The 22,506-nt window shown below is 68.4% G+C and carries 17 protein-coding genes; 6 read left to right on the top strand and 11 right to left on the bottom strand.

The window, feature by feature from the left end:
- Window positions 1-42: 42 nt before the first annotated feature.
- Window positions 43-576, top strand: a complete 534-nt coding sequence (infC, locus tag OXR60_RS06925) for a translation initiation factor IF-3 (protein ID WP_267395067.1) — start codon at window positions 43-45, stop codon at window positions 574-576.
- Window positions 577-784: 208 nt separating this feature from the next.
- A complete protein-coding gene (locus tag OXR60_RS06920) occupies window positions 785-3,598 on the top strand; it encodes a TonB-dependent receptor (protein WP_267395066.1) in 2,814 nt (937 codons plus the stop codon).
- Between the two features lie 41 nt (window positions 3,599-3,639).
- On the opposite strand, the gene OXR60_RS06915 is transcribed toward OXR60_RS06920, so the two are convergent.
- From OXR60_RS06915 to OXR60_RS06900, 4 genes are all read right to left on the bottom strand, one after another.
- Window positions 3,640-4,104 (bottom strand): DUF4126 domain-containing protein, encoded by a 465-nt coding sequence (locus OXR60_RS06915; RefSeq protein WP_267395065.1) that lies wholly within the window; start codon window positions 4,102-4,104, stop codon window positions 3,640-3,642.
- 63 nt (window positions 4,105-4,167) lie between these two features.
- Entirely contained in the window at window positions 4,168-6,912 is a 2,745-nt protein-coding gene (locus OXR60_RS06910) for a [protein-PII] uridylyltransferase (RefSeq protein WP_267395064.1), read from the bottom strand.
- A gap of 221 nt (window positions 6,913-7,133) precedes the next feature.
- A complete protein-coding gene (gene mutS, locus OXR60_RS06905; RefSeq protein WP_267395112.1) occupies window positions 7,134-9,710 on the bottom strand; it encodes a DNA mismatch repair protein MutS in 2,577 nt (858 codons plus the stop codon).
- A gap of 148 nt (window positions 9,711-9,858) precedes the next feature.
- The gene (locus tag OXR60_RS06900; protein WP_267395063.1) at window positions 9,859-10,605 is read right to left on the bottom strand and encodes an SDR family NAD(P)-dependent oxidoreductase; all 747 of its coding nucleotides are present in this window, start codon (window positions 10,603-10,605) and stop codon (window positions 9,859-9,861) included.
- Between the two features lie 104 nt (window positions 10,606-10,709).
- Here OXR60_RS06900 and OXR60_RS06895 point away from each other — a divergent pair, with 104 nt between their 5' ends.
- Window positions 10,710-11,084 (top strand): helix-turn-helix domain-containing protein, encoded by a 375-nt coding sequence (locus tag OXR60_RS06895; RefSeq protein ID WP_267395062.1) that lies wholly within the window; start codon window positions 10,710-10,712, stop codon window positions 11,082-11,084.
- 132 nt (window positions 11,085-11,216) lie between these two features.
- The gene (locus tag OXR60_RS06890; RefSeq protein WP_267395061.1) at window positions 11,217-13,472 is read left to right on the top strand and encodes an NADP-dependent malic enzyme; all 2,256 of its coding nucleotides are present in this window, start codon (window positions 11,217-11,219) and stop codon (window positions 13,470-13,472) included.
- Between the two features lie 376 nt (window positions 13,473-13,848).
- On the opposite strand, the gene OXR60_RS06885 is transcribed toward OXR60_RS06890, so the two are convergent.
- Entirely contained in the window at window positions 13,849-14,994 is a 1,146-nt protein-coding gene (locus tag OXR60_RS06885; protein WP_267395060.1) for an acyl-CoA dehydrogenase family protein, read from the bottom strand.
- 426 nt (window positions 14,995-15,420) lie between these two features.
- On the opposite strand from OXR60_RS06885, the gene OXR60_RS06880 reads away from it, so the two are divergent.
- A complete protein-coding gene (locus tag OXR60_RS06880; protein WP_267395059.1) occupies window positions 15,421-15,999 on the top strand; it encodes a CHAP domain-containing protein in 579 nt (192 codons plus the stop codon).
- Window positions 16,000-16,081: 82 nt separating this feature from the next.
- On the opposite strand, the gene msrB is transcribed toward OXR60_RS06880, so the two are convergent.
- The 3 genes from msrB to OXR60_RS06865 all read right to left on the bottom strand — a co-directional run bounded on the left by msrB (window position 16,082) and on the right by OXR60_RS06865 (window position 18,882).
- A complete protein-coding gene (msrB, locus tag OXR60_RS06875) occupies window positions 16,082-16,576 on the bottom strand; it encodes a peptide-methionine (R)-S-oxide reductase MsrB (protein ID WP_267395058.1) in 495 nt (164 codons plus the stop codon).
- Between the two features lie 186 nt (window positions 16,577-16,762).
- Window positions 16,763-17,992 carry an ABC transporter permease gene (locus OXR60_RS06870; RefSeq protein ID WP_267395057.1) on the bottom strand — a complete coding sequence of 410 codons (1,230 nt, stop codon included), beginning with the start codon at window positions 17,990-17,992 and terminating at the stop codon, window positions 16,763-16,765.
- Entirely contained in the window at window positions 17,989-18,882 is an 894-nt protein-coding gene (locus OXR60_RS06865) for an ATP-binding cassette domain-containing protein (protein WP_267395111.1), read from the bottom strand. Before OXR60_RS06865 ends, OXR60_RS06870 begins: the two co-directional genes overlap by 4 nt.
- A 116-nt stretch (window positions 18,883-18,998) precedes the next feature.
- On the opposite strand from OXR60_RS06865, the gene queG reads away from it, so the two are divergent.
- Window positions 18,999-20,063, top strand: coding sequence for a tRNA epoxyqueuosine(34) reductase QueG (queG, locus tag OXR60_RS06860; RefSeq protein ID WP_267395056.1), 1,065 nt, complete (start codon window positions 18,999-19,001; stop codon window positions 20,061-20,063).
- Window positions 20,064-20,159: 96 nt separating this feature from the next.
- Here the strand turns inward: queG and OXR60_RS06855 are convergent, their stop codons facing one another.
- The 3 genes from OXR60_RS06855 to OXR60_RS06845 form a co-directional block, all read right to left on the bottom strand.
- Window positions 20,160-21,269 carry an aldose epimerase family protein gene (locus OXR60_RS06855; RefSeq protein ID WP_267395055.1) on the bottom strand — a complete coding sequence of 370 codons (1,110 nt, stop codon included), beginning with the start codon at window positions 21,267-21,269 and terminating at the stop codon, window positions 20,160-20,162.
- 49 nt (window positions 21,270-21,318) lie between these two features.
- Window positions 21,319-21,630, bottom strand: coding sequence for a hypothetical protein (locus OXR60_RS06850; RefSeq protein WP_267395110.1), 312 nt, complete (start codon window positions 21,628-21,630; stop codon window positions 21,319-21,321).
- A gap of 92 nt (window positions 21,631-21,722) precedes the next feature.
- The gene (locus tag OXR60_RS06845; RefSeq protein ID WP_267395054.1) at window positions 21,723-22,400 is read right to left on the bottom strand and encodes an EI24 domain-containing protein; all 678 of its coding nucleotides are present in this window, start codon (window positions 22,398-22,400) and stop codon (window positions 21,723-21,725) included.
- Window positions 22,401-22,506 lie beyond the last annotated feature (106 nt).

Raw genomic sequence — 22,506 nt, 5'->3', positions numbered from 1 at the left:
CCGGCCTTAACCACCACAGGAGCAATACCCATACGTCCTCCCATGATGCGCCGACCCAATCAGGCGCCGCCAATGAATGGTCCCCGCTTTAACGAGTGGATCGTCAGCCCCAAGGTCCGCGTGATCGACCATGAGGGTGAGAATCTTGGCGTGATGTACACGCGCGAGGCGATGGCGCAGGCGCAGGAAATCGGCTTGGATCTGGTTGAGGTGTCGCCGAATGCGGATCCGCCCGTCGCCAAGTTCCTCGACGTCGGCAAGTTCAAGTACGAGGCGCAGAAGAAGGCGAATCTCGCCCGCAAGTCGCAGAAGACGCAGGAGATCAAGGAGATCAAGATGCGTCCGAACATCGACGATCACGATTACGACACCAAGATGAAGAAGGTCGCCGAGTTCATCGAGGAGGGTGACAAGGTCAAGGTGACCATGCGCTTCCGCGGTCGCGAGCTCAGCCACGGCCAGCTCGGCATGGCGGTGCTGCAGCGCGTCGCCGAGCAGGTCACCGAGATCGCCAAGGTGGAGGCCTATCCACGCATGGAAGGCCGGCAGATGCTCATGGTGCTCGCGCCCAAGTAAGTCTGCGCCGCCATCCGGCTTCCCAGGCGCAGCGACAACGCGATTCGAACACCGGGTCTGGCAACAGGCCCGGTGTTGCGTATGGGATACACTGTTTTGGAAAATGCGGTTACGCGGCGAAATAATTGGACGCTGACGCAGGGGCGATCCTAGCTTCCTGAAGAAACCCGAAGTTCAAAAACAGGGTTCGACCAGGGAGAGGACCATCATGCGCCTGACCGCGTATCTGCTATCCGCCGCGACCATCGCGATTGCGGCACCTGCCCTCGCACAGCAGGCACCCTCTCAGCAACCGACCGATGCGGCGACAACGCAGGCCGAGGCGCAGGCCAGTACGCCGGGCGCTGCCGCCAATGCCTCTGTCGACCAGGGGCAGCCCGTCGCGACCGACCGTACCCGATATTATAACGACGATATCATCATCACCGCGACGCGCCGTGCCGAGCGCCTCTCCAACGTGCCGATCGCGATTTCGGCGGTGAGCACCGAGGCGCTGCAGAATTCGGGCGCCACCGACATCCGCCAGATGACGCAGCTCACGCCGTCACTGCTGGTGTCGTCGACCGGCTCGGAGGCCAATGCCTCCGCCCGCATTCGCGGTATCGGCACCGTCGGCGACAATCCCGGGCTCGAAAGTTCGGTCGCGGTGTTCATCGACGGCGTCTACCGCAGCCGCACCGGCTCCGGGCTCAACGATCTGGGCGAAGTCGACCGGATCGAGGTGCTGCGCGGACCGCAGGGCACGCTGTCGGGCCGTAACGCGTCCGCTGGCACGATCAACGTCATCACCAAGCTGCCGCAATATCAGTTCGGCGGCTATGCCGAGGTCAGCTATGGCAATTACGATGCGTTGCGCTCGGCGATCGGCATCACCGGGCCGATCATCAAGGACAAACTGGCGTTCCGGATCGACGGCGTCGCCAGCAAGCGTGACGGCTTCTACCGCGATGTCGTCAACGACACCGACTATAACGATCGTAATCGCTACTTCGTCCGCGGCCAGTTGCTGTTCGAGCCGACGCCGGACATCTCGCTGCGGCTGATCGGCGATTATACCCGCCGCGACGAGAAATGCTGCGGCGCGGTCTACACCGACTTGCGCGAAAAGATTGATCCCACGCCGGGCGTGCCGGGCGATTTCACCATCAATCCCGCGGGCAATCGTATCGTCCAGGTGATGCAGTCGCTGGGGGCAATCTTCCCGAGCGCCGGTGATCCGTACAATCGCCAGATCGCCTTCACCCCCGGCCGCGACTATGCCAATGTCACCAAGGATTATGGCGGATCGGCGCAGCTCGACTGGAATTTCGGCGGCGCCGCCCTGACCTCGATCACCGCCTATCGCGAGTATAAGTCGGGCGGCGCCTCTGACATCGACTATGGCAATCTCGACATCGGCTATCGGCCCGACGACGGCAACAGCTATCGCCAGTTCCACACTTTCAGCCAAGAGTTGCGGCTCAACGGCGAGGCGTTCGGCGGCAAGCTCGATTGGCTGATCGGCGGCTATTATTCCAAGGAAGACATCGTCGTCGCCGACAACCTCAAGTTCGGCACCCAATATGGCGCGTTCGCCGCCTGCCGGGTCGTCGCCACGATCAACCCGGCGGCGGTGCTGCGCAATCCGAGTGCCCCTGGTTGCCTGAGCCCGACCGGGCGCGCGGCGCTGACAGCCTCGCTGGGGGCTGCCGCGCCGATCGTGATCGGGGGCGTCACTCGGCTGTCGACGCTCAACGACCTCGGCGACACTCGCTCGACCTATTATCAGGATGGCGAGAATTACGCCTTCTTCACCCACAATATCTTCAAGATCACCGACAAGCTGAGCATTACCGGCGGCTTGCGCTACACCCATGAGCGCAAAGACTTCCACGCCGATTTCAACAACAACAACACCGTGTGCCCCGCCCAGCAGGCGGCGCTGAGCCCGTTCCTGGCCAATCCGGCATTCGCCTCGCTACAATCGCTGCTCGGCGGCATCATCACGCTTACCTGCACCGGCAATTCAACCTCGGCGCTCAATGCGCTCGATCTTCAGGACAGGATCAGTGAGGGCGAGTTCACCGGCACCGGCGTCATCTCGTACAAGCCGGTGTCCGACCTGCTGCTCTACGCCTCATATTCGCGCGGCTATAAGGCGGGCGGGTACAACCTCGATCGTTCGGACTTATCGGCCAATGTGTTCACGTCGCCGACCAACGCCAGCGCCAGCCGGCTGCGCTTCGATCCCGAGACGGTGAACGCCTATGAAGTGGGGCTGAAATACACCAGCCCGCAGTTCACCTTCAACGCTGCTGGCTTCCGCCAGGAGTTCAAGAACTTCCAGCTCAACACCTTCAATGGCACCAACTACATCGTCCAGAACCTCACCTCCTGCGGCGACAGCCTCAACGGCGCGGATGGCGACAACAGCTCGGCTACCGGCACTTGCACTGGCAAGACCGGCTATGGCGTGCTCAGCCAGGGCTTCGAGCTCGAGGCGGGCGTGTTCCCGGCGCGCGACGTTTCGATCAGCCTTGGCTATACGCTGTCGGACACCCGCTTCCGGCATAATCTGGTGGGCAGCGAGAGCGGCGAGGCGCTTGATGCGGCGCTGTTCCTGCTCTCGGGCAGCGACTTGTCCAACGCGCCGCGTCATGTCGTGACGTCATCGGCAAGCTGGTCGCCGCCGATCGGTTCGTCGGGGCTGAGCGCCTTGTTCTACGTCGATGGCCGGCTGACCTCGGACTATAACACCGGGTCCGACAAGTTCATCGAAAAAGAGCAGGATGGCTTCTTCCTGCTCAACGCCCGCATTGGCATCCGCGGGCCCAAACAGTCCTGGGCGCTGGAGGTGTGGGGGCAGAACCTCACCAACACGCAATATCAGCAGGTAGCGTTCAACGCGCCATTCCAGGGCGCGGGCAGCCAGGCGCAGGTGCAGCGGTTTGGTGCCCCGAGCTTTGCAGTGGGGAACCAGATCTTCACCTCGTTCCTCGCCGAGCCGCGCACCTATGGCGTGACGCTGCGGACGCGCTTCTAGGTCTCGAGGACGAGGGCGAGCAGCCCTCGTCCTCGATCAGCTCAGACGGCGGCGAGCGTGGCGGCGTTGCGCGTGATCGCGGCGGCACCGGCAACCACCGCGGCATCCTCGACGAAGCCGGTCGGCGTCTGGCCGTAACGGCCGAGCGCCGCCATGCGGGCACGCCAGCCCGGGTAGGAGGCGACTACCGCAGTGGCGCCGCCGATCGCCGCGCCAAGCCAGCGCTGCTTGTGCGAGGACAGCGCGGCGCCGGCGATCGCCGAGGTGACGAAGCGCGCCGCGAGGCCGATAGGGACGATGCGGTCGGGCGCCGTCTTCTGCTTGTCGCCGGCCATCTCGGCAACGGCGAGCGCGAGCGCGCCGGCGGCGACCACTGGATGGGCGAGGAGCTTGGGGGCGCCATTGTCGGCGGGCAGCTCGTCACGGGCGGCGGCGATGGCAACGGTGGCGAGCGGAGTCATGGCGCGTTGGCCGCCGACGAGGCCCATGAGGAAGGAAGCGAGCATGATGGTCTCCGCTGGAGGTGATTGCCGCTCAAAACGCGCCGACCAGCCATCAGGGTTCCATGGTCACGCCGCCAGGTCGAGTTCCTCGCCCGCGGCGGCCGACAGCAACCGCTTCTCCAGAGTGCGCAGCCGCGCCGTCGCGGTGATGCGGTCGCCGGTGAGATCGGTGACGTAGAAGGTGTCCACCGCGCGCTCGCCATAGGTGGCGACATGCGCCGAGTGCAGCGTCACCTTGGACTGGAACAGCGCATGCGCGAGCTGGTTGAGCAGCGCCGGCCGGTCGCGGGCGTTCACCTCCACCACGGTGAAGCGGTTGGAGGCGTGATTGTCGATCAGCACGTTGGGAGCGATGTCGAACGCATCGGCGCGGGTGCGCGCGGCGGGCTTGGCGACGAGGCGATCGGTGAGCTTGCCGCGGTTGGCGAGCGCGTCCTCGATCGCGGTCTTCAGCCGAGCAAGCTGCCCGAGATCGTCGAACGGGCGCCCGAACGGATCCTGGACCAGGAAATTGTCGATCGCCATGCCGTCGCGCGTGGTGTGGATGCGCGCGTCGATGATGTTGCCGCCGGCGACATGGATGGCGCCGGCGATGCGATAGAACAGGCCGGGATGATCGGCGGCGTAGATCGTCACCAGCGTCGCGCCGCGGCCGGGATAGACTTGGGCGTCGATCGCCAGCCCGGCATCGCCAGCGGCGGCGATGAAACGGGCGTTATGGGCAAGGACGTCGTCAGGCTCGGCAATCCAATAGGCCTCGGGGAAGCGGCTGACGAATCGGTCGAAGGCGTCGTCCGGCCAGCCGAGCGAGGCGCGCAGTGTCGCCTGGCGGCTCGCGATCCGCTCGTCGCGGCCGCGCTGCTTGTGGCCGAGGCGGAGCACTTCCTCCGCCGCCTCGTAGAGATCGCCGAGCAACTGGCGCTTCCATCCGTTCCAGACCCCGGGGCCGACCGCGCGGATATCGACGATGGTCAGGATCAGCAGCATGCGCAGCCGCTCGGGGCTCTGCACCGTCTCGGCGAAATCGAGGATGGTCTTGAAATCGGAGAGGTCGCGCTTGAACGCGGTGGCCGACATCAGCAGGTGATAGCGGACCAGCCAGGCGACGGTCTCGGTCTCGGCGGCGCTCAGTCCCAGGCGCGGGCAGAGCCGCTCCGCGACCTCGGCGCCGAGCAACGAATGATCGCCGCCGCGGCCCTTGGCAATGTCGTGGATGAGCACGGCGACATACAGCGCGCGGTGCGAGACGACGTGCTTGATGATCGCCGAAGCGAGCGGATGATCGTCCTTGAGCCTGCCCTGGTCGATCCGGGCGAGGAGGCCGATGGCGCGGATGGTGTGCTCGTCGACGGTGTAGTGATGATACATGTCGAACTGCATCTGGCCGACGACGCGGCCGAAATCGGGCACGAAGCGGCCGAACACGCCGGTTTCGTTCATCCAGCGCAGCACCAGCTCGGGATCGCGCGGCGAGGTGAGCACGTCGAGGAACAGCGCGTTGGCGCGCGGATCGGCGCGATGGTCGTCGATCAGCTTGGCGTCGCGCCCCGCCGCCCGCATCGCCAGCGGGTGGATCTCGACACCGTGGAGATCGGCGAGCGCGAAGATCTCGATCAGCCGCACCGGATCCTCGCGGAAGAAGTCATCACGCGGCAGGGCGAGGCGGCCGCGATCGAGCACGAAGCCGTGGAGCTTGCCGGGGCGGCGGCGGATCGTCGGCAGGCCGAAGCGGCTGCCGCGCGCCGCGAACAGCTCGTCGAGATGCGCGAGGAAGACGCCGGACAGGTTGCCGACCGTCTTCGCCTGCAGAAAGTAATATTGCATGAAGCGCTCGACCGCGGGTTTGCCCGGGCGGTCGGAGAAGCGCATCCTCGTTGCGATCTCGCGCTGGACGTCGAAGGTCAGCCGATCCTCGGCGCGCTGGGTGATGCTGTGGAGGTGGCAGCGCACCGCCTGGAGGAAATTGTCGGCGCGGTGGAACAGCCGATATTCGGCCTTGGTGAGCAGGCCGACCTCGACCAGATCGGCGCCGCGCTGGACGTCATAGATATATTTGCCGATCCAAAACAAGGCGTGGAGATCACGCAGCCCGCCCTTGCCCTCCTTGACGTTGGGCTCGACGACATAGCGGGTATCGCCCATCTTGACGTGGCGGGCGTCGCGTTCGGCGAGCTTGTCGGCGATGAACTGGCGCTCGGTACCGTGCTGGACGTCCGCCTTGAAGCGCTTGGCGGCCTCGTCGTAGAGCGTGGTATCGCCACAGACGAAGCGCGCCTCGAGCAATGCGGTGCGGATGGTGACGTCGGCCCGCGCCTGGCGGACCATCTCGTCGATCGAGCGGCTGGAATGGCCGATCTTCAAGCCGAGGTCCCATAGCGCGTAGAGCATCGATTCGATCACCTGCTCGGCCCAGGGCGTCTGGCGGGCCGGGGTGAGGAAGCCGATGTCGACGTCCGAATAAGGCGCCATCTCGGCGCGGCCATAACCGCCGACCGCGATCAGCGTGAGCCGCTCGCCGGTGGTGGGGTTGGCGAGCGGGTGAAGGCGCTGGGTGGCGAAATCAAACAGGATGCGCAGCAGCGCGTCGACCAGATAGGCCTGGGCGTTGGAGGCTTCGAGGCCGCGCGAGGGATGCTCGATCAGCCGCCGCTCGATCTCGACGCGACCGGCGCCGAGCGCGGTCTTGAGCAGCGCGGTGGCCTGGCTGCGCAGCTGCTGCGCGCTACCGGTCAGCGCGGCGATCTGCTCGGCGAGCACGCGGCGATCGACGATGGCGCGGCGGTTGGGGAGATGATCGAAGCGGCTGGGCATGGCGACCGTTGCTGATGTTGGCGTGGCAAACGCTGTAGTAGGCGATGACAAGTTGAGGAAGTTGAGATCAACGGCGTTAATCGTCTGCGGCGATCGTTTCCATTTTGATGCCGATCGGGCGCGGGATGATGGCTGCTGTTCTGCCGTATCAGGCTCGTGGTGTGTAGGACAGCCAACGTCGATCGTCGGCCGTCCGCACGTCGCGATGACGGTGTGGGGCGTTATCCCTCCCGCGCCAGCGCTTTCAGCCGGTACAGCGTGTCGAGCGCCTCGCGCGGCGTCAGTGCGTCGACGTCGAGCGCCTCCACCTCCGAGCGGACCGGATCGCCTCGTTCGGCCTCGACCACCTGCACCGCGGCGAACAACGGCAGGTCGTCGAGCCCGGCCGCCAGTCCACCGGTCTTGGCGCGCCCGGCCTCGAGCTTGGCCAGCACCGACTTGGCGCGCGCGACGGTGGCGGGCGGCATGCCGGCGAGGCGGGCGACGGCGAGGCCGTAGCTGCGGTCGGCCGGGCCCTGGCCGAGCTCGTGGAGCAGGACCAGCTCGCCCTTCCATTCGCGGGCGCGGACGTGGTGGAGGGTGAGCGCATCGCAGCGCTCGGCCAGGCGCGTCAGCTCGTGATAATGGGTCGCGAACAGGCAGCGACAGCGATTGTCCTCGTGGATCGCCTCCACCACCGCCCAGGCGATCGCCAGGCCGTCGTAGGTGGAGGTGCCGCGGCCGACCTCGTCGAGGATCACGAAACTGCGTGGAGTCGCCTGCGCGAGGATCGCAGCGGTCTCGACCATCTCGACCATGAAGGTGGAACGGCCGCGCGCGAGATTGTCCGACGCGCCGACGCGGCTGAACAGTCGATCGACCAGCCCGAGCGTCGCGGCGGCGGCGGGGACATAGCTGCCGCATTGCGCGAGCACGGCGATCAGCGCGTTCTGGCGCAGGAAGGTCGACTTGCCGCCCATGTTGGGGCCGGTGACCAGCCACAGCCGCGAGCGCTCCGACAAGGTGCAGTCGTTGGCAACGAACCGGTCGCCGGCGCGCGCGACCGCGGCCTCGACCACCGGATGGCGGCCGCCCTCGATCTGGAAACAGGCATGGTCGACGAGATGGGGCCTTGCCCACTGGCCCTCGGCGGCGCGCTCGGCCAGCGCGGCGGCGACATCGAGCCGGGCGAGCGCATCCGCGGTGGCGGCGATCGCCTCGCGATGCGCGAGCGCGGCGGTTGTCAGCTCCTCCAAATGCGCGGCCTCGGCAGCGAGCGCATGGGCACCGGCCTGCGACACTTTGGCGGCGACCTCGTGGAGCGCCGGGGTGTTAAAGCGGACCACGCCGGCCAGCGTCTGGCGATGCGTGAACCCGCTTTCTGGCTTCATCAGCGGGTCGGCGGCGCGCGCAGGCACCTCGACGTGATAGCCGAGCACGTTGTTGTGGCGGATCTTGAGCGTGGCGATGCCGGTCGCGGTCTTGAACTCTGCCTCGAGCGCGGCGATCGCGCGGCGGCCACCAGCGCCGGAATCGCGCAGGTCGTCGAGCGCCAGATCATAGCCCGCGGCGATATAGCCGCCGTCGCTTGCCTCGATCGGCGGCGAGGGGACGAGCGCGCGCTTGAGCAGATCGATCAGCGCACCATGGCCGCGCAGCTTGGGGGCGATCTGGACAAGCAGGGCGAGCGTATCGCCCTGGCCGAGCCGTTCGCCGAGGTGCCAGGCGCCATCGAGTCCGTCGCGCAGCTGACCGAGATCGCGCGGGCTGCCGCGGCCGGCGGCGAGGCGGCCGAGCGCGCGGCCGATGTCGGGCAGCGCGCGCAGCGCGGAGCGGAGCTGTTCGCGCTGGACGATGTCGTCATGGAGGTGCTGGACGAGATCGAGCCGGGCGTTGATCGCGCCGGTATCCAGCAGCGGCGCGCCGAGATCGGCGGCGAGCAGGCGGGCGCCTGCGCCGGTCACGGTGCGGTCGATGCAGTCGAGCAGGCTGCCCTTGCGCTGGCCGCCGGTGGTGCAGGTGAGCTCTAGACTGTCACGGGTCGCCGCGTCGATCGCCATCGTCTCGGCGGCGCGGGTTAGGCGAGGCGGGCGCAGGAAGGGGAGGGCGCCCTTGGCGGTATGCTCGAGATAGGCGACCAGGCCGCCGGCGGCGGCGAGCCCGGCGCGGCTGAACTGGCCGAAGCCATCGAGCGTCGCGACCTCGAACAGGCGCTTCAGCCGCGCCTCGCCCGCCGCGCTGTCAAAGCCCTGGCGGGGGCGTAGCGTCGTCGCGGCGTCGGCATGGTCGCTGCTCTCGGCGGCGACCACCTCGGCGGCGGCGAGACGGGCAAGCTCGGCGCCGAGCGCATCGGCCGAGCAGTCGATGATCTCGAACCGGCCGGTGGAGACGTCGGCGGCGGCGAGCGCGACGGCGCCGGCGACCTCGCCGATCGCCACGCACCAGTTGTCGGTGCGGGCGTCGAGCAGGGCTTCCTCGGTGAGCGTGCCGGCGGTGACGACGCGGACGATGCCGCGCGACACCAGCGTCTTGGAGCCGCCACGCGCCTTGGCGGCGGCAGGGCTCTCGGTCTGCTCGGCAATGGCGACGCGGTGGCCGGCCTTGATCAGCCGCTGGAGATAGGCGGTCGCGGCATGGACGGGGACGCCGCACATCGGGATCTTGTCGCCCAGATGCTCGCCGCGCGAGGTGAGGGCGATATCGAGCACGCCGCTGGCGATGCGGGCGTCATCGAAGAACAGCTCGAAGAAATCGCCCATCCGGTAGAACAGCAGGCAGTCTTCGGCTTCGGCCTTGAGCGCGAGATATTGCGCCATCATCGGGGTGGGGGCTGGGGGTGCGTTGGTCGCCATGCGCGGGGGATAGAGGGTGCGCGGGACGAGTGGAAGAGTGGCGCTCACCCCTTCACCCATCCCGCGCTTCGCGTCTCGCTCGCTCGTCCACCAGGCGGAGAAGGAGAGCGCCGCGTCAGCCGTTTAGCTGGGCGAAGACCTGGTCGTAGTGGCCCGACCGCTCGGCGTTGCGGAGGAACTTGACCCGCTCGACCAGATTCTCGGCCGCCTCGGGCTGGGTCTCGAGCAGCGACACCGTCTCGGCGATATAGTCGGCGAGCGGCATCGAATGGGGGTTCTCGGCGTGGCCGGGCATCAGATCGGTGGCGACCGCGGGCGGCGCGATCTCGATGACCTGGATGCCGGTGTCCTTGAGCTGGTGGCGGAGCGACTGCGACCAGCTGTGGATCGCCGCCTTGGTGGCATTGTAGGTGGGGGTGGCCGCGAGCGGCACGAAGGCGAGGCCCGACGAGACGGTGAGGATCGTCGCGCTGCCTTGCGCCTTGAAGTGCGGCAGCAGCGCCGCGACCAGCCGGATCGGCCCGAGCAGGTTGGTGGTGATCGTCGCCTCGGCGTCGGTGAGGTCATAGGGCTCGGCGAGCATGTCCTCGGCCTTCATGATCCCGGCGTTGAGGATCACCGCATCGAGCGCGGGATGATCGGCGACGAGCGTGGCGGCGAAGGCCTTGATCGCGGCGGGATCGGTGATGTCGAGCGTCGCGAAGGCCATGCCGGGGTTGGCCGCCGCGACCTCGCGGAGCGGGCCCTCGCGGCGGCCGGCGATGATGATCTGGTTGCCCTTCGCGTGGAGCGCCTCGGCGAGCGCGCGGCCGATGCCGGTGCCGCCGCCGGTGATGAGGATGGTGTTGCCGGTGATCTTCATGGGGATGGCTCCTAACTTGTCTAACGTCGCGCATAAGAGATATGGCCGACACGCACGGAACGAAAGTAGGCACCCGAAAGTGCGGTACTTACCGAGTGGAGAGCATGATGGTAGATCACGATTATCCCGAGCTCGATCCGCGGGTGGAAGAACTCGTCACCGAGGTGATCGGCCGCGTCGCCGACAAATGGACGATGATCGTGCTCGAGGTGCTGACCGAGCACGGCGAGCAGCGCTTCAGCCGCATCGCCGCGCTCGCCGACGGCATCAGCCAGAAGATGCTGACCCAGACGCTGCGCCACATGGAGCGCGATGGGCTGGTGATCCGCACCGTCCATCCGGTGGTGCCGCCCCGCGTCGAATACCGGCTGACCGACCTTGGCGCGACGCTGAGCGAGGCGTTCTGCGGGGTGTGGGTGTGGGCGGCGAAGAACATCGACCGGATCGCGGCGGCGCGTGCCGATTTCGACACACGCTGAGCGGCCGGGCCGGGAAAGAGCGGCTCGCACCGCTCGCTTTTGCTGCCGTGACGGCGGTTTAGGGGGGCTTTGCCGGGTTTAATTTCAGCGCCCTTTTGCCTAAGGCAATCCCACTCCGAAAGAAGGGCGATCATGGCCGACGAACGAACCATCCAGTTTTCCGAGCGCGAGGCGCTGTTGTTCCACTCGGAAGGCCGGCCGGGCAAGATCGAGATCATCGCCTCCAAGCCGATGGCGACCCAGCGCGATCTGGCGCTGGCCTATTCGCCGGGCGTCGCCGTGCCGGTGCAGGCGATCGCCGACGATCCCGCCAAGGCCTATGACTATACCGCCAAGGGCAATCTCGTCGCGGTGATCTCCAACGGCACCGCGATCCTTGGCATGGGCAACCTCGGCGCGCTCGCCTCCAAGCCGGTGATGGAAGGCAAGGCGGTGCTGTTCAAGCGCTTCGCCGATGTCGATTCGATCGACATCGAGCTCAAGACCGAGGACGTCGACCGGTTCATCGATGCGGTCGAGCTGATGGAGCCGTCGTTCGGCGGCATCAACCTCGAGGACATCAAGGCGCCGGAATGCTTCATCATCGAGCAAACGCTGCGCGAGCGCATGAACATCCCAGTGTTCCATGACGACCAGCACGGCACCGCGATTATCGCGTCGGCGGGGCTGATCAACGCCTGCCTGCTGACCGGGCGGCGGCTGCAGGACATCAAGCTCGTCGTCAACGGCGCCGGCGCGGCGGCGATCGCCTGCACCGAGCTGATGAAGGCGATGGGCGTGCGCAACGACCATGTCATCATGTGCGACAAGGCGGGCGTGATCTACCAGGGTCGCGACGACATCAACCAGTGGCAGTCGGCGCATGCTGCGGTGACCGAGGCGCGGACGCTGAAGGAAGCGCTGGTCGGGGCCGACGTGTTCCTCGGCCTGTCGGCGGCGGGCGCGCTCAAGGCCGACATGGTGGTCGACATGGCCAACGCGCCGATCATCTTCGCGATGGCCAATCCGACGCCGGAGATCCTGCCCGAGGAGGCCAAGACCGCGCGGCCCGACGCGATCATCGCCACCGGCCGATCGGACTATCCCAACCAGATCAACAATGTGATCTGTTTCCCGTTCATCTTCCGCGGCGCGCTCGACGTGCGCGCGACCGGGATCAACGAGGAGATGAAGATCGCCGCCGCCAATGCGATCGCCGAGCTCGCGCGCGAGCGGGTGCCGGAGGAAGTGGCGACCGCCTATGGCGTCCAGCACAGCTTCGGGCCGGAATATATCATCCCGACGCCGTTCGATCCGCGGCTGATGGAGGTGGTCTCCACCGCGGTCGCGCAGGCGGCGATGGATTCAGGCGTCGCGACCAAGCCGATCGTCGACATGGGCGCCTATCGCGAGACGCTGCGCGCGCGGCTCAACCCGACCACCGCGGTGCTGAGCGCGGCCTATGAAGGCGCGCGGGCGCGGCCGAAGCGGGTGCTGTTCGCCGAGGCCGAGGAGGAAGTGGTGCTGCGCGCCGCGATCGCGTTCAAGGAAGGCGGCTATGGCACGCCGGTGCTGGTGGGGCGCGACGACGTCAACGACCGGCTGGCGGCGCTCGGCGTCAACCCCGACGAGTATGAGCTGCACAACAGCCGCCATTCGCCTCTGGTGCCGGCGATGGTCGACTTCGTCTACGAGCGGCTGCAGCGGCGCGGCTATCTGCGCCGCGACGTCGAGCGGATGATCAACCAGGATCGCAACATCTTCGGCTCGGCGATGCTCCAGCTGGGGCAGGCCGATGCGATGATCACCGGCATCACCCGCACCTGGGCGCAGACCATGCGCGAGGTGAAGCGGGTGATCGATCCCGAGGCCGGGCGCACCCCGTTCGGCATCCACGTGCTGGTGGGGCAGAGCCACACCGTGTTCATCGCCGATACGACGGTGAACGAGCGGCCGACCGGCGAGCAGCTTGCCGACTTCGCCGAGCAGACCGCGCAGGTCGCGCGGCGGATGGGGCATGAGCCGCGCGTCGCGCTGATGAGCTATTCGACCTTCGGCAACCCCAAGGGCGCCTGGGTGGACAATATCCGCGATGCGATCACCGTGCTCGACGGGCGCAACGTCGGCTTCGAATATGAAGGCGAGATGCCGCCCGACGTCGCGCTCAATCCCAAGCAGCTCGCCAACTATCCGTTCGCGCGCCTCTCCGGGCCGGCCAACATCCTGATCATGCCGGGGCTGCAATCGGCGCATATCTCCGCCAAGTTGCTGCGCGAGCTCGGTGGCGACGACGTGATCGGGCCGATGCTGATCGGCATGGAAAAGCCGGTGCAGATCGCGCCGATGACGAGCACCGCGAGTGAGCTGGTGACGCTGGCGGTGCTGGCGGCGGGCGGGATCGCGCGCTGAGGGTGCGGGGGCGGCTGGCGCCGCCTCCGTGTTCGGCCGGGGCGGTCGCTTCGTTGGTCGTCACCCCAGCGGAAGCTGGGGTCTGGCGCCGCGGGGGGCGCGCAGGCGCGGGAGATCCCAGCTTTCGCTGGGATGACGGCGTGGGGCTGGGTGTGCCGGCGTGGCGATTGGGACGGGGGTCTTCTGACCGTCACCCCAGCGAAAGCTGGGGTCTTGAGCCGCGGGCATGGCGCCATCGTGGGAGATCCCAGCTTTCGCTGGGATGACGGTTGGGGCTGGGTGTGCAGGCGTGGCGGTGGCGGATCGGCGTAACGGCCCAGATGGATCCTCTCTTTCCGTCACCCCAGCGGAAGCTGGAGTCTGGTGCCACCCGTGCTCACCCGCCGCGCTTGATCGTTTCCCGGGCGATGATCAGCTGCTGGATCTGGCTGGTGCCTTCGTAGATGCGGAACAGGCGGACGTCGCGGTAGAGGCGTTCGATGCCATAGTCGGCGATATAGCCGGCGCCGCCGTAGATCTGCACCGCCTTGTCGGCGACGCGGCCGACCATCTCGCTGGCGAAATATTTGGCGGCGGCCGATTCGAGCACGACGTCGGCACCGTCGTCCTTGAGCGCGGCGGTCTCGAACACCAGCGCGCGGGCGGCGAGCGCCTCGGTCTTCATGTCGGCGATCATCGCCTGGATCAGCTGGTGCTGGGCGAGCGGCACGCCGAACTGGTGACGCTGGCTGGCGTAGGCGACGCTGTCGGCGATCAGCCGCTCGGCGACGCCGACGCACACCGCGGCGATGTGGAGGCGGCCGCGATCGAGCACGCGCATCGCGATGCGGAAGCCCTCGCCCTCGTCGCCCAAGCGGTTGGCGGCGGGGACGGGAACGTCGTCAAAATGGACGTCGGCGACCTTGGCGCCGCGCTGGCCCATCTTCTTTTCGGGTTCGCCAAGGGTGATGCCGGGGAGATCGCGCGGGACCAGAAAGGCGGAGATGCCGCGGGCGCCGCGCTCGTCACCGGTGCGCGCCATGACGGTGAAGAGCTGGGCCTTGTCGGCGTTGGTGATGTAGCGCTTGGTGCCGGTCAGCCGGAAGACGTCGCCGTCGCGGATCGCCCGGGTCTTTACCGCGCCCGAGTCCGAGCCGACGTCGGGCTCGGTGAGCGCGAAGCTGGTGACGATCTCGCCGCTGGCGATGCGCGGCAGCCAGCTCGCCTTCTGCTCGGGGGTGCCGGCCATCACCAGGCCCTGGCTGCCGATGCCGACGTTGGTGCCGAACGCCGAGCGGAACGCCGGGGTGGTGCGGCCCATCTCGATCGCGACGCGGACCTCCTCGGCCATGGTCAGCGCGAGGCCGCCATATTCCTCGGCGATCGACAGGCCGAACAGCCCCATCGCCTTCATCTCGGCGACGAGGGCATCGGGGATCGCATCGTCGGCCTCGACCTGCGCCTCGAGCGGGCGGAGCCGTTCGGCGACGAAGCGGCGCACGGTGTCGATCAGCGCGGCGAACGTATCGGGGTCGAGCGGCATCCGGCATCCTCCTGGTCGTTGCTGGCCCGGCTGGCGGGCCGGCGACGCCGCGTCGTTGCGCGGGTGGGGCGACGATAGAGCGTTCGCGACGGGGTGGGAAACGCGAACCGGCGCCGTGATCCCGGGATCTGCCCCGCCATGAGGAGCAGCTGGCGGGCGGAGCGGCGGCGCCGGAACAGGGCCCCGAGTGACCCGCGATGGTGTCGGTGGCGGCCCCGGTGACTCGAAAAGGGTAGGGTTCCGAACCCTTTATCAACCTGCCGGTAACGACGATCGGCTGAAATCCGTGCATTTCGTCGCACGGCGAGCCGTTCATCGGCGCGCGAACACCGTTCATCGGAAAAGGTTCCGCGGCGACTTGGTGATCCGCGACTCCTCCCGTAGCCAACAATGGACAAACGGGTTTTTGACCGGGGGGTCAGCAAAATGAACTTCAAGGCGTTGGCAGCGCGTTTCGCGCTGGTGGTTTCGTGCGGCCTGATGATGGCCACCCCGGCTGCTGCCCAGTTCTGGCAGTGCGCCCCTTATGCCCGCGAGATTTCGGGCATCGACATCCATGGCAATGCCAACACCTGGTGGAGCCAGGCCGCCGGTCACTATGATCGCGGTCATTCGCCCAAGGTCGGCGCGGTGCTCTCCTTCCAGTCGACCGGCCGCATGCGCGTCGGCCATGTCGCGATGGTGTCGCAGGTGGTGAGCGACCGCGAAGTGCTGCTGACCCACGCCAATTGGTCCCGCCCCGGCGCGATTGAGCGCAACGTCCGCGCGATCGACGTGTCGGCGGCGGGCGACTGGAGCGAGGTCAAGGTCTGGTATGCGCCGACCGGCGGGCTCGGCACCTCGGCCTATCCGACCAACGGCTTCATCTATTCGGGTCATGCGCCGCTGGGCGAGGCCGGTGACGATGCGGCGAACAACGATGACGCCGATGCCGTGGCACGCGCCAACACCGCGATCATCGCGACCTCGGCGGCGGTGCCGGTGGTGCCGATCGCGGCACGCTGAACGGCTGATCCGGGGGCTTGCCCCGGGGAGACGAACAAAAAGGCCCCGGCAACCCGGGGCCTTTTTTGCGTTCGCGGCCGCGTCAGGCCGGTTTGAAGGTCATCGCGACGCCGTTCATGCAATAGCGCTTGCCGGTCGGCTTGGGCCCATCGTCGAACACATGGCCGAGATGACCGCCGCAGCGCGCGCAATGAACCTCGACGCGTTCCTCGAACATCGAGCGGTCGGTCTTGGTCTCCACCGCATTGGCGAGCGGTGCCCAGAAGCTCGGCCAGCCGGTGCCGCTCTCGAACTTGGTCTTGGACGAATAGGCCGGCTGCCCGCAGCCCTTGCAGGTGAAGATGCCGGCGCGATGCTCGTTGTTGAGCGGGCTCGAATAGGGCCGCTCGGTGCTCTCGTGGCGGAGCACCGCCCAGGCCTGGTCGCCGAGCTTCGCGCGCCAGGCGGCGTCGGTCATCTGCACGGGATAATGATCGGCCGCGGCGGCGGGAGCGCTGCGGCAGCCCCACAAGGCGGCGCCGGCGATGCCGGTGGCGGCGAGCGAGAGCAACGAGCGGCGGGTGGGGGCGTGATCCATCAGGAGGATATAGGAGGCGGGACGGGGGGCATCCAGATGCCCATCATCCGTCATCCCAGCGGAAGCTGGGATCTTTCTGAGGGATTCCCGCGTGGCACGAGATCAGCGATCGGTTGAGCATCCCCCGGATGCTCAAGGATCGTTCGGGGAACGATCCGACCGGTCGCTCTTTCGCTGGGATGACGGTTACCCCCTGGCGCGGCGCCAGAACGGCTTGGCGCTGCCCGACTGGAGCACGCCGCGCCGGAACAGGCGGGCGCCGGTGGCGATGAAGATCGTCACCCACAGCAGCTGCCAGGCGAGCGCGGCGAGGTGCGGCCACAGCTCGGGGCTGTTGGCGGCGTGACCGGCCATCGCGAACGGCGAGGACAAGGGGAACACCTCGGCGAAGGTGGCAAGCGCGGTGCCGGGATGCGCGGCGGCGGCCGACGACAGCGCGAACATCGCGACCTGGATCACCGTGATCGGCAAGGACAGCATCTGGATCTCGCGCATCGTCGATGCCTGCGCGCCGACCGAGAGGAACACCGAGCCGAGCAGCAGATAGGCCATGGTGAAATAGGCCGCGAACAGCAGGGCGAAGGTGGGGGTGCCGACCGCGGGCGAGATCTCGGCAAAGGCCGAGGCGGCGGCGGGCGGCAGCACCGCGCCGATCTGGCTTACCACCGTGCCCCAGAAACCGACGAACAGCACCGCGACGCCGAACATGCCGAGCAGCTTGCCGAGGAACACGCTTTCGAGCGGCACCGCGGCGGCGAGCACCTCGATCACCTTGTTGTTGCGCTCCTCGGCCATGGTGCCGACCACCTGGCCGGACAGGAACAGGGTGAGGAAGAAGATGCCGAACACCGCGAAGAACGCCGACTGGTGCTGGCCGCTCGCGGTCGCGCCCTGGCGGGCGATCGCGGTCTTGGTCGGCACCACCTTCGGCAGCGCTGCGCCGAGCTGCTGCGCGGCGAGCGTCTCGCCGGCGAGCAGCGCGAGATAGTCGGCGGCGCGGCTGCCGCGGGCGCCATAGAGGATCTGCGGACGCTCGAGCGGGCCGTAGAGCACCGCGGCGGCGTCGTAATCCTTGGCGGCGAAGGCAGTGCGCGCCTGGGCGGCCGGATCGGCGTCCGGCGCCAGCGTGGTAAGCGGCGGCGGTGCCTCGCTGTCGCGGAACGCGGCGCGCAGGCGGGTGTCGGCCTCGGCGATGGTGCGCGCGTGGGCACGCGGCAGGATGACGACGACGCGGGTCTTGTCGGCCGAGCCTTCGGAGACGCTGGCGGCGCCCATCCCGCCGATCGCGCCGAACGAGCCCATGATCACCGGCGCGAACAGGAACAGCAGGAAGATCGGCGTGAACACCGTCGCCTTGAAATCACGGCGGGCGATGGTCAGCGTCTGGCGAATGCTGCGGCGCAGATTGGCGGTCATGCCTGGGGCTCCGGAAGGGCATCGCCATTGCCGCCGACGATGCGGACGAAGGCGTCATGGAGGCTGGGGCGCTCGATCGACAGGCCGGCGATGCCGTCGCCGCGATCGATCAGCGTCACCAGCAGGCGCTCGATGCCCTGCGGCGGCATCGCGAACCGCCATTCGTCGCCGTCGGCCACCGCATCGGCGGGGAGCACGTCGGCGATGCCGGGGCGCGGGCTGCTCGGCCGGTAGCGGACGCGCTGCGGCAGGGTGGCGCGGGCGTCGTCCACCGTGCCCTCGAACCGGCGCTTGCCGCCGGCGATGATCGCCAGCCGGTCGCACACCCGCTCGGCATGGGCCATGATGTGGGTGGAGAAGAGCACGGTCGCGCCGCGGTCGCGCTCGGCGTTGATCAGCGCCTCGAGCCGCTCCTGGTTGACCGGATCGAGACCGGAAAAGGGTTCGTCGAGCACCAGCAGATCGGGGCGGTGTACGACGGCGCCGAGCAACTGGACGAGCTGGGCCATGCCCTTGGACAATTTGCGGATCTTCTCGTCGACGGCGTGGCCGAGCCCGGCGGCCTCCATCAGCTCGACCGCACGGGCACGGCCGGTCTTCCAGTCGAGCCCGCGCAGCGCGCCCATGAAGGCGATCGCCTCGCGCGCCTTCATCGCCGGGTAGAGGCCGCGCTCTTCGGGCAGGTAGCCGACCTGGTCGCTGGCGTCGCGCGGGGCGCTGTGGCCGAGCAGCGTGCGGCTGCCGCCATCGGGTTCGATGATGCCGAGCAGCATCCGCAAGGTGGTGGTCTTGCCGGCGCCATTGGGGCCGAGCACGCCGTAGATCGCGCCGCGCGGCACCGACAGATCGACCCCGTCGACGACGCGGCGCTCGCCGAACAGCTTGACCATGCCGGTGGCGCTGATCGCAACCTCCCCGTCGAACGACACCCGTCTATCCAAATGCTTGTCCCGTTCGGCCGTGGTGGGGCGTGTCGGCCGCCATGGAGATGTGGTAGCGGGGCGGCGTGGCGGAAGACAAGCTGGAACAGCCCGAACTCGAACGGGCGATCAAGGCGAAGGCGGCCGAGCTCGGCTTTGCCGCCTGTGGCATCGCGCGTGCCGATGCCGCGCCGCTCACCGCCGCGCGGCTGCGCGAATGGCTCGACGAAGGCCGGCACGGCGGCATGATCTGGATGGAGGAGCGTGCGCACCATCGCGGCAGTCCGGCAGGGCTGTGGCCCGCGGTGCGCAGCGTCATCGCGCTGGGCGTGAGCTATGCCCCGGCCGCGGATCCGCTGCGGCTCGCCGACGAAGGCGGGATCGGGCGGATCTCGGTCTATGCGCAGGGCGGCGACTATCACGACGTGATCAAGAAGCAGCTGAAAGCGCTGGGGCGCTGGCTGGCGCAGACCGCGGGCTGCGACCTCAAGGTGTTCGTCGATACCGCGCCGGTGATGGAAAAGCCGCTCGCCGAGGCCGCCGGGCTCGGCTGGCAGGGCAAGCACACCAATCTCGTCAACCGCGACCATGGCAGCTGGCTGTTCCTCGGCGCGATCTACACGACGCTGGACCTCGCGCCCGATCGCGGCGGCCGTGACACTTGCGGGTCATGCGACGCGTGCCAGCGCGCCTGCCCGACCGACGCGTTTCCGGCGCCATACCAGCTCGATGCGCGGCGCTGCATCTCCTATCTGACGATCGAGCATGCCGGGCCGGTGCCCGAGACGCTGCGCGCCGCGATGGGCAACCGGATCTACGGCTGCGACGACTGCCTGGCGGTGTGCCCGTGGAACAAGTTCGCCGCCGCGGCGCACGCGAATCTGGCGTTCCAGCCGCGCGCGGAGCTGACCGCGCCGGCGCTCGCCGACCTGCTGGCGCTCGACGATGCGGGCTTCCGCCAGGTGTTCGCGGGCTCACCGATCAAGCGGATCGGGCGCGACCGGATGGTGCGCAATGCGGCCTATGCGGCAGGGAACAGCGGCGATCCGGCGCTCGCCGGGGTGCTGCAGGGATTGCTCGGCGATCCGTCGGAGGTGGTGCGCGATGCCGCGGGCTGGGCGCTCGGGCGGCTGGCGGTGGCGGTGGGGTGAGGCGGGCGCGGGAGTCGCGCCGTTTCTGGAGATCCCAGCGTCCGCTGGGATGACGGTGACGAGGCGACCAGCTCCTTTCCCCGACAAGCTTGGCGCTTAGCGTGCCACCCCGAAGCGCCACACCGTGGTCGAGCGATACGGCTTGGCCGGGGTCACCAGCGTCGAGGGGAAGGACGGCTGGTGTGGGGCGTCGGCGAAATGCTGGGTCTCGAGCGCGATGCCGTCGCGCGGGTGGATCGGGCGACCCTGCGCATCGACGTCCTTTCCGTCGATATAGTCACCGGTATAGGCCTGGACCGACGGCTCGGTGGTTTCGACCCGGAGCGTTCGGCCGGACGCGGGGTCGCGCAGCCACACCGCCGGACGGGCTGTGCGGGTGACGCCGCCGTCGAACGCCCAGCCGTGGTTGTAGCCGCCATGTGCGGCCATCATCGGTGCCTTGACGTCCCAGCGCTCGCCGATCGCATGCTCGGCGGTGAAATCGAGCGGGGTGCCGGCGACCGGCGCGAGGGCGCCGGTGGGGATGCCGACCGCGTCCGAATCGATCCAGCGGCTGGCGGCGATGCGCAGGCGCTGATCGGCCACGCTGCCGCCGCCGGCGAGATTGAAATAGCTGTGGTTGGTGATGTTGAAAAAGGTCGGGCGGGTGGTGCGCACCGCATAGTCGATGTGGAAGCTGTCGTCGGCGAGCAGCCGATAGGTGACGGTGACCGTCAGCTGGCCGGGGAAGCCCTGCGCGCCATCGGGGCTGACCAGCGTCAGCCGGGCGCCGTCGACCCCGGCGGCGTGGAAGGGGGCGACCTGCCAGCGCTGGACGTCGAAGCCGTTGCCGCCGCCGTGGAGCGCGTTGGCACCGTCATTGGCGTTGAGGCGATAGTCCTTGCCGCCGAGCGTGAAGCGCGCGCCGGCGATGCGGCCGGCATAGCGACCGATCAGCGCGCCAAAGCCGTTCTTGGTGATCTTGTCGCGATAATCGGCGGTCGAGCCATAGCCCAAGACGATGTTGGCGCGGTGGCCGGCGCGATCGGGTGTCTCGATCGCGGTGATGATGCCGCCCAAATTGAGGAAGCGCACGGTGAGGCCATGCGCATTGTGCAGGCTGTATTCGTGGAGCCCGGGCGCATCCTCGCGGATCTGCGCCGCTGCCGGGTGGCCGGCGAGGAGCATGGGCGCGAGCAGCGCGGCGGCGAGAGGCAGGTGACGCATCGCGGCAGCTTATGCCGCTGTGGCGCCAGCGGCAACCGGCGCCCCCGGGTTATTTGCCGCCGTCGCGGCGGATCAGCGCGGCGACGCAGCTCGCGCGATCGATGGTGCTGCCGTCCGGCTCGCGCGCGTCGAGATAGGTGACGCGCGGCTCGTCCGACCCCTTGGGATAGAGATAGGCATCGAGCACGCAGATCGGGCCGACGAACTGGAGCTTGCGGGCCGGCCCCTCGCGCACGTCGGCATCGGGCTGGCCGAACAGCCGGGTGAGCGCGCCGGCATTCTGGCCGAGCACGCGCTCGAGCCCGGCGCTGGTATAGGGGATGGCGACCGGCGCGGGTGCGGCGGGCTGGGGCGCGGGCACGGCGCAGGCGGCGAGCGTGGTGGCGAGGCCGATGACGGCCGCCCGGGTGAGAGCTCCCTGGTTGTTGGCCTGCCTGGTGATGATCCGCCGTGTCACGCCTGGTCCCCATGGAATAGATGCGTCGCCATCGCCGCGCCGAGGATCGGCGCGAGGATGTTGAGCAGCGGAACCACGAACAGCCCGGTGACGGCAAGGCCCAGCAGCCAGCGCCGCCCGGCGGTGGCCTTGCGCCAGCCCCGCATCGCCGCATCGTCGAGATGGCGGCTCGCGACCATGTCGCCGAGGTCGCGCCCGAGCAGCCAGGCGTTGACCGCGAAGAAGGCGACCGCCGGCCCGATCGCGGTGAACAGCAGCGCGATGTAGACCGGCACCATCAGCAGGTTGAGCGCGATCGCACGCGCCGCCGAACCGAGGCCCAGGCGTGCCGCGCGCAGCATGCCGGCGGGGCGGGCGCTGGCGAGCGCGACCGGGTAATGCCGCGCCTCGACCGCGTGGACGATGTCGTCGCCGAACAGGCCGAGCACCGCGATGGCGACGACCCGGAACAGCAGCCAGGCGGCGAGCACCGCGATCACCACCGTGGCGACCGCGGCGGTGACGCCGTCGTCCTGCCAGCCGGTGAGCGCGGGGATGGAGGCGGACAGCGCATAATAGAGGCCGACGCCGAGCGCGGCGAACACCGCGGCGGTGAGAAGCAGGGATTTGGCCAGCAGCCGCACGATGGCCGGGTCGCCGAGCTGGCGGAGCGAGAGAATGAGGGCGCGAAGCATGGCGCCAGGGGTGGCGCGGCGCGGGGGCGGGGTCAATGACGGCGCGCGACCGCAGGGCTCGCGTGCGCGCGCGTTCCGCGATAGGGGGCGCGGGTCCTTTGTCTTG

Source organism: Sphingomonas sp. GC_Shp_5 (assembly GCF_026540855.1).
Lineage (GTDB): Bacteria > Pseudomonadota > Alphaproteobacteria > Sphingomonadales > Sphingomonadaceae > Sphingomonas.
This window is presented reverse-complemented; position numbering and strand designations above follow the sequence as displayed.

Bases quoted from the DNA above. Each gene is read 5' to 3' on its own strand.
- infC (WP_267395067.1), top strand. From the start codon at position 43: ATGATGCGCCGACCCAATCAGGCGCCGCCAATGAATGGTCCCCGCTTT.
- OXR60_RS06920 (WP_267395066.1), top strand. From the start codon at position 785: ATGCGCCTGACCGCGTATCTGCTATCCGCCGCGACCATCGCGATTGCG.
- OXR60_RS06915 (WP_267395065.1), bottom strand. From the start codon at position 4,104: ATGCTCGCTTCCTTCCTCATGGGCCTCGTCGGCGGCCAACGCGCCATG.
- OXR60_RS06910 (WP_267395064.1), bottom strand. From the start codon at position 6,912: ATGCCCAGCCGCTTCGATCATCTCCCCAACCGCCGCGCCATCGTCGAT.
- mutS (WP_267395112.1), bottom strand. From the start codon at position 9,710: ATGATGGCGCAATATCTCGCGCTCAAGGCCGAAGCCGAAGACTGCCTG.
- OXR60_RS06900 (WP_267395063.1), bottom strand. From the start codon at position 10,605: ATGAAGATCACCGGCAACACCATCCTCATCACCGGCGGCGGCACCGGC.
- OXR60_RS06895 (WP_267395062.1), top strand. From the start codon at position 10,710: ATGATGGTAGATCACGATTATCCCGAGCTCGATCCGCGGGTGGAAGAA.
- OXR60_RS06890 (WP_267395061.1), top strand. From the start codon at position 11,217: ATGGCCGACGAACGAACCATCCAGTTTTCCGAGCGCGAGGCGCTGTTG.
- OXR60_RS06885 (WP_267395060.1), bottom strand. From the start codon at position 14,994: ATGCCGCTCGACCCCGATACGTTCGCCGCGCTGATCGACACCGTGCGC.
- OXR60_RS06880 (WP_267395059.1), top strand. From the start codon at position 15,421: ATGAACTTCAAGGCGTTGGCAGCGCGTTTCGCGCTGGTGGTTTCGTGC.
- msrB (WP_267395058.1), bottom strand. From the start codon at position 16,576: ATGGATCACGCCCCCACCCGCCGCTCGTTGCTCTCGCTCGCCGCCACC.
- OXR60_RS06870 (WP_267395057.1), bottom strand. From the start codon at position 17,992: ATGACCGCCAATCTGCGCCGCAGCATTCGCCAGACGCTGACCATCGCC.
- OXR60_RS06865 (WP_267395111.1), bottom strand. From the start codon at position 18,882: ATGGTCAAGCTGTTCGGCGAGCGCCGCGTCGTCGACGGGGTCGATCTG.
- OXR60_RS06855 (WP_267395055.1), bottom strand. From the start codon at position 21,269: ATGCGTCACCTGCCTCTCGCCGCCGCGCTGCTCGCGCCCATGCTCCTC.
- OXR60_RS06845 (WP_267395054.1), bottom strand. From the start codon at position 22,400: ATGCTTCGCGCCCTCATTCTCTCGCTCCGCCAGCTCGGCGACCCGGCC.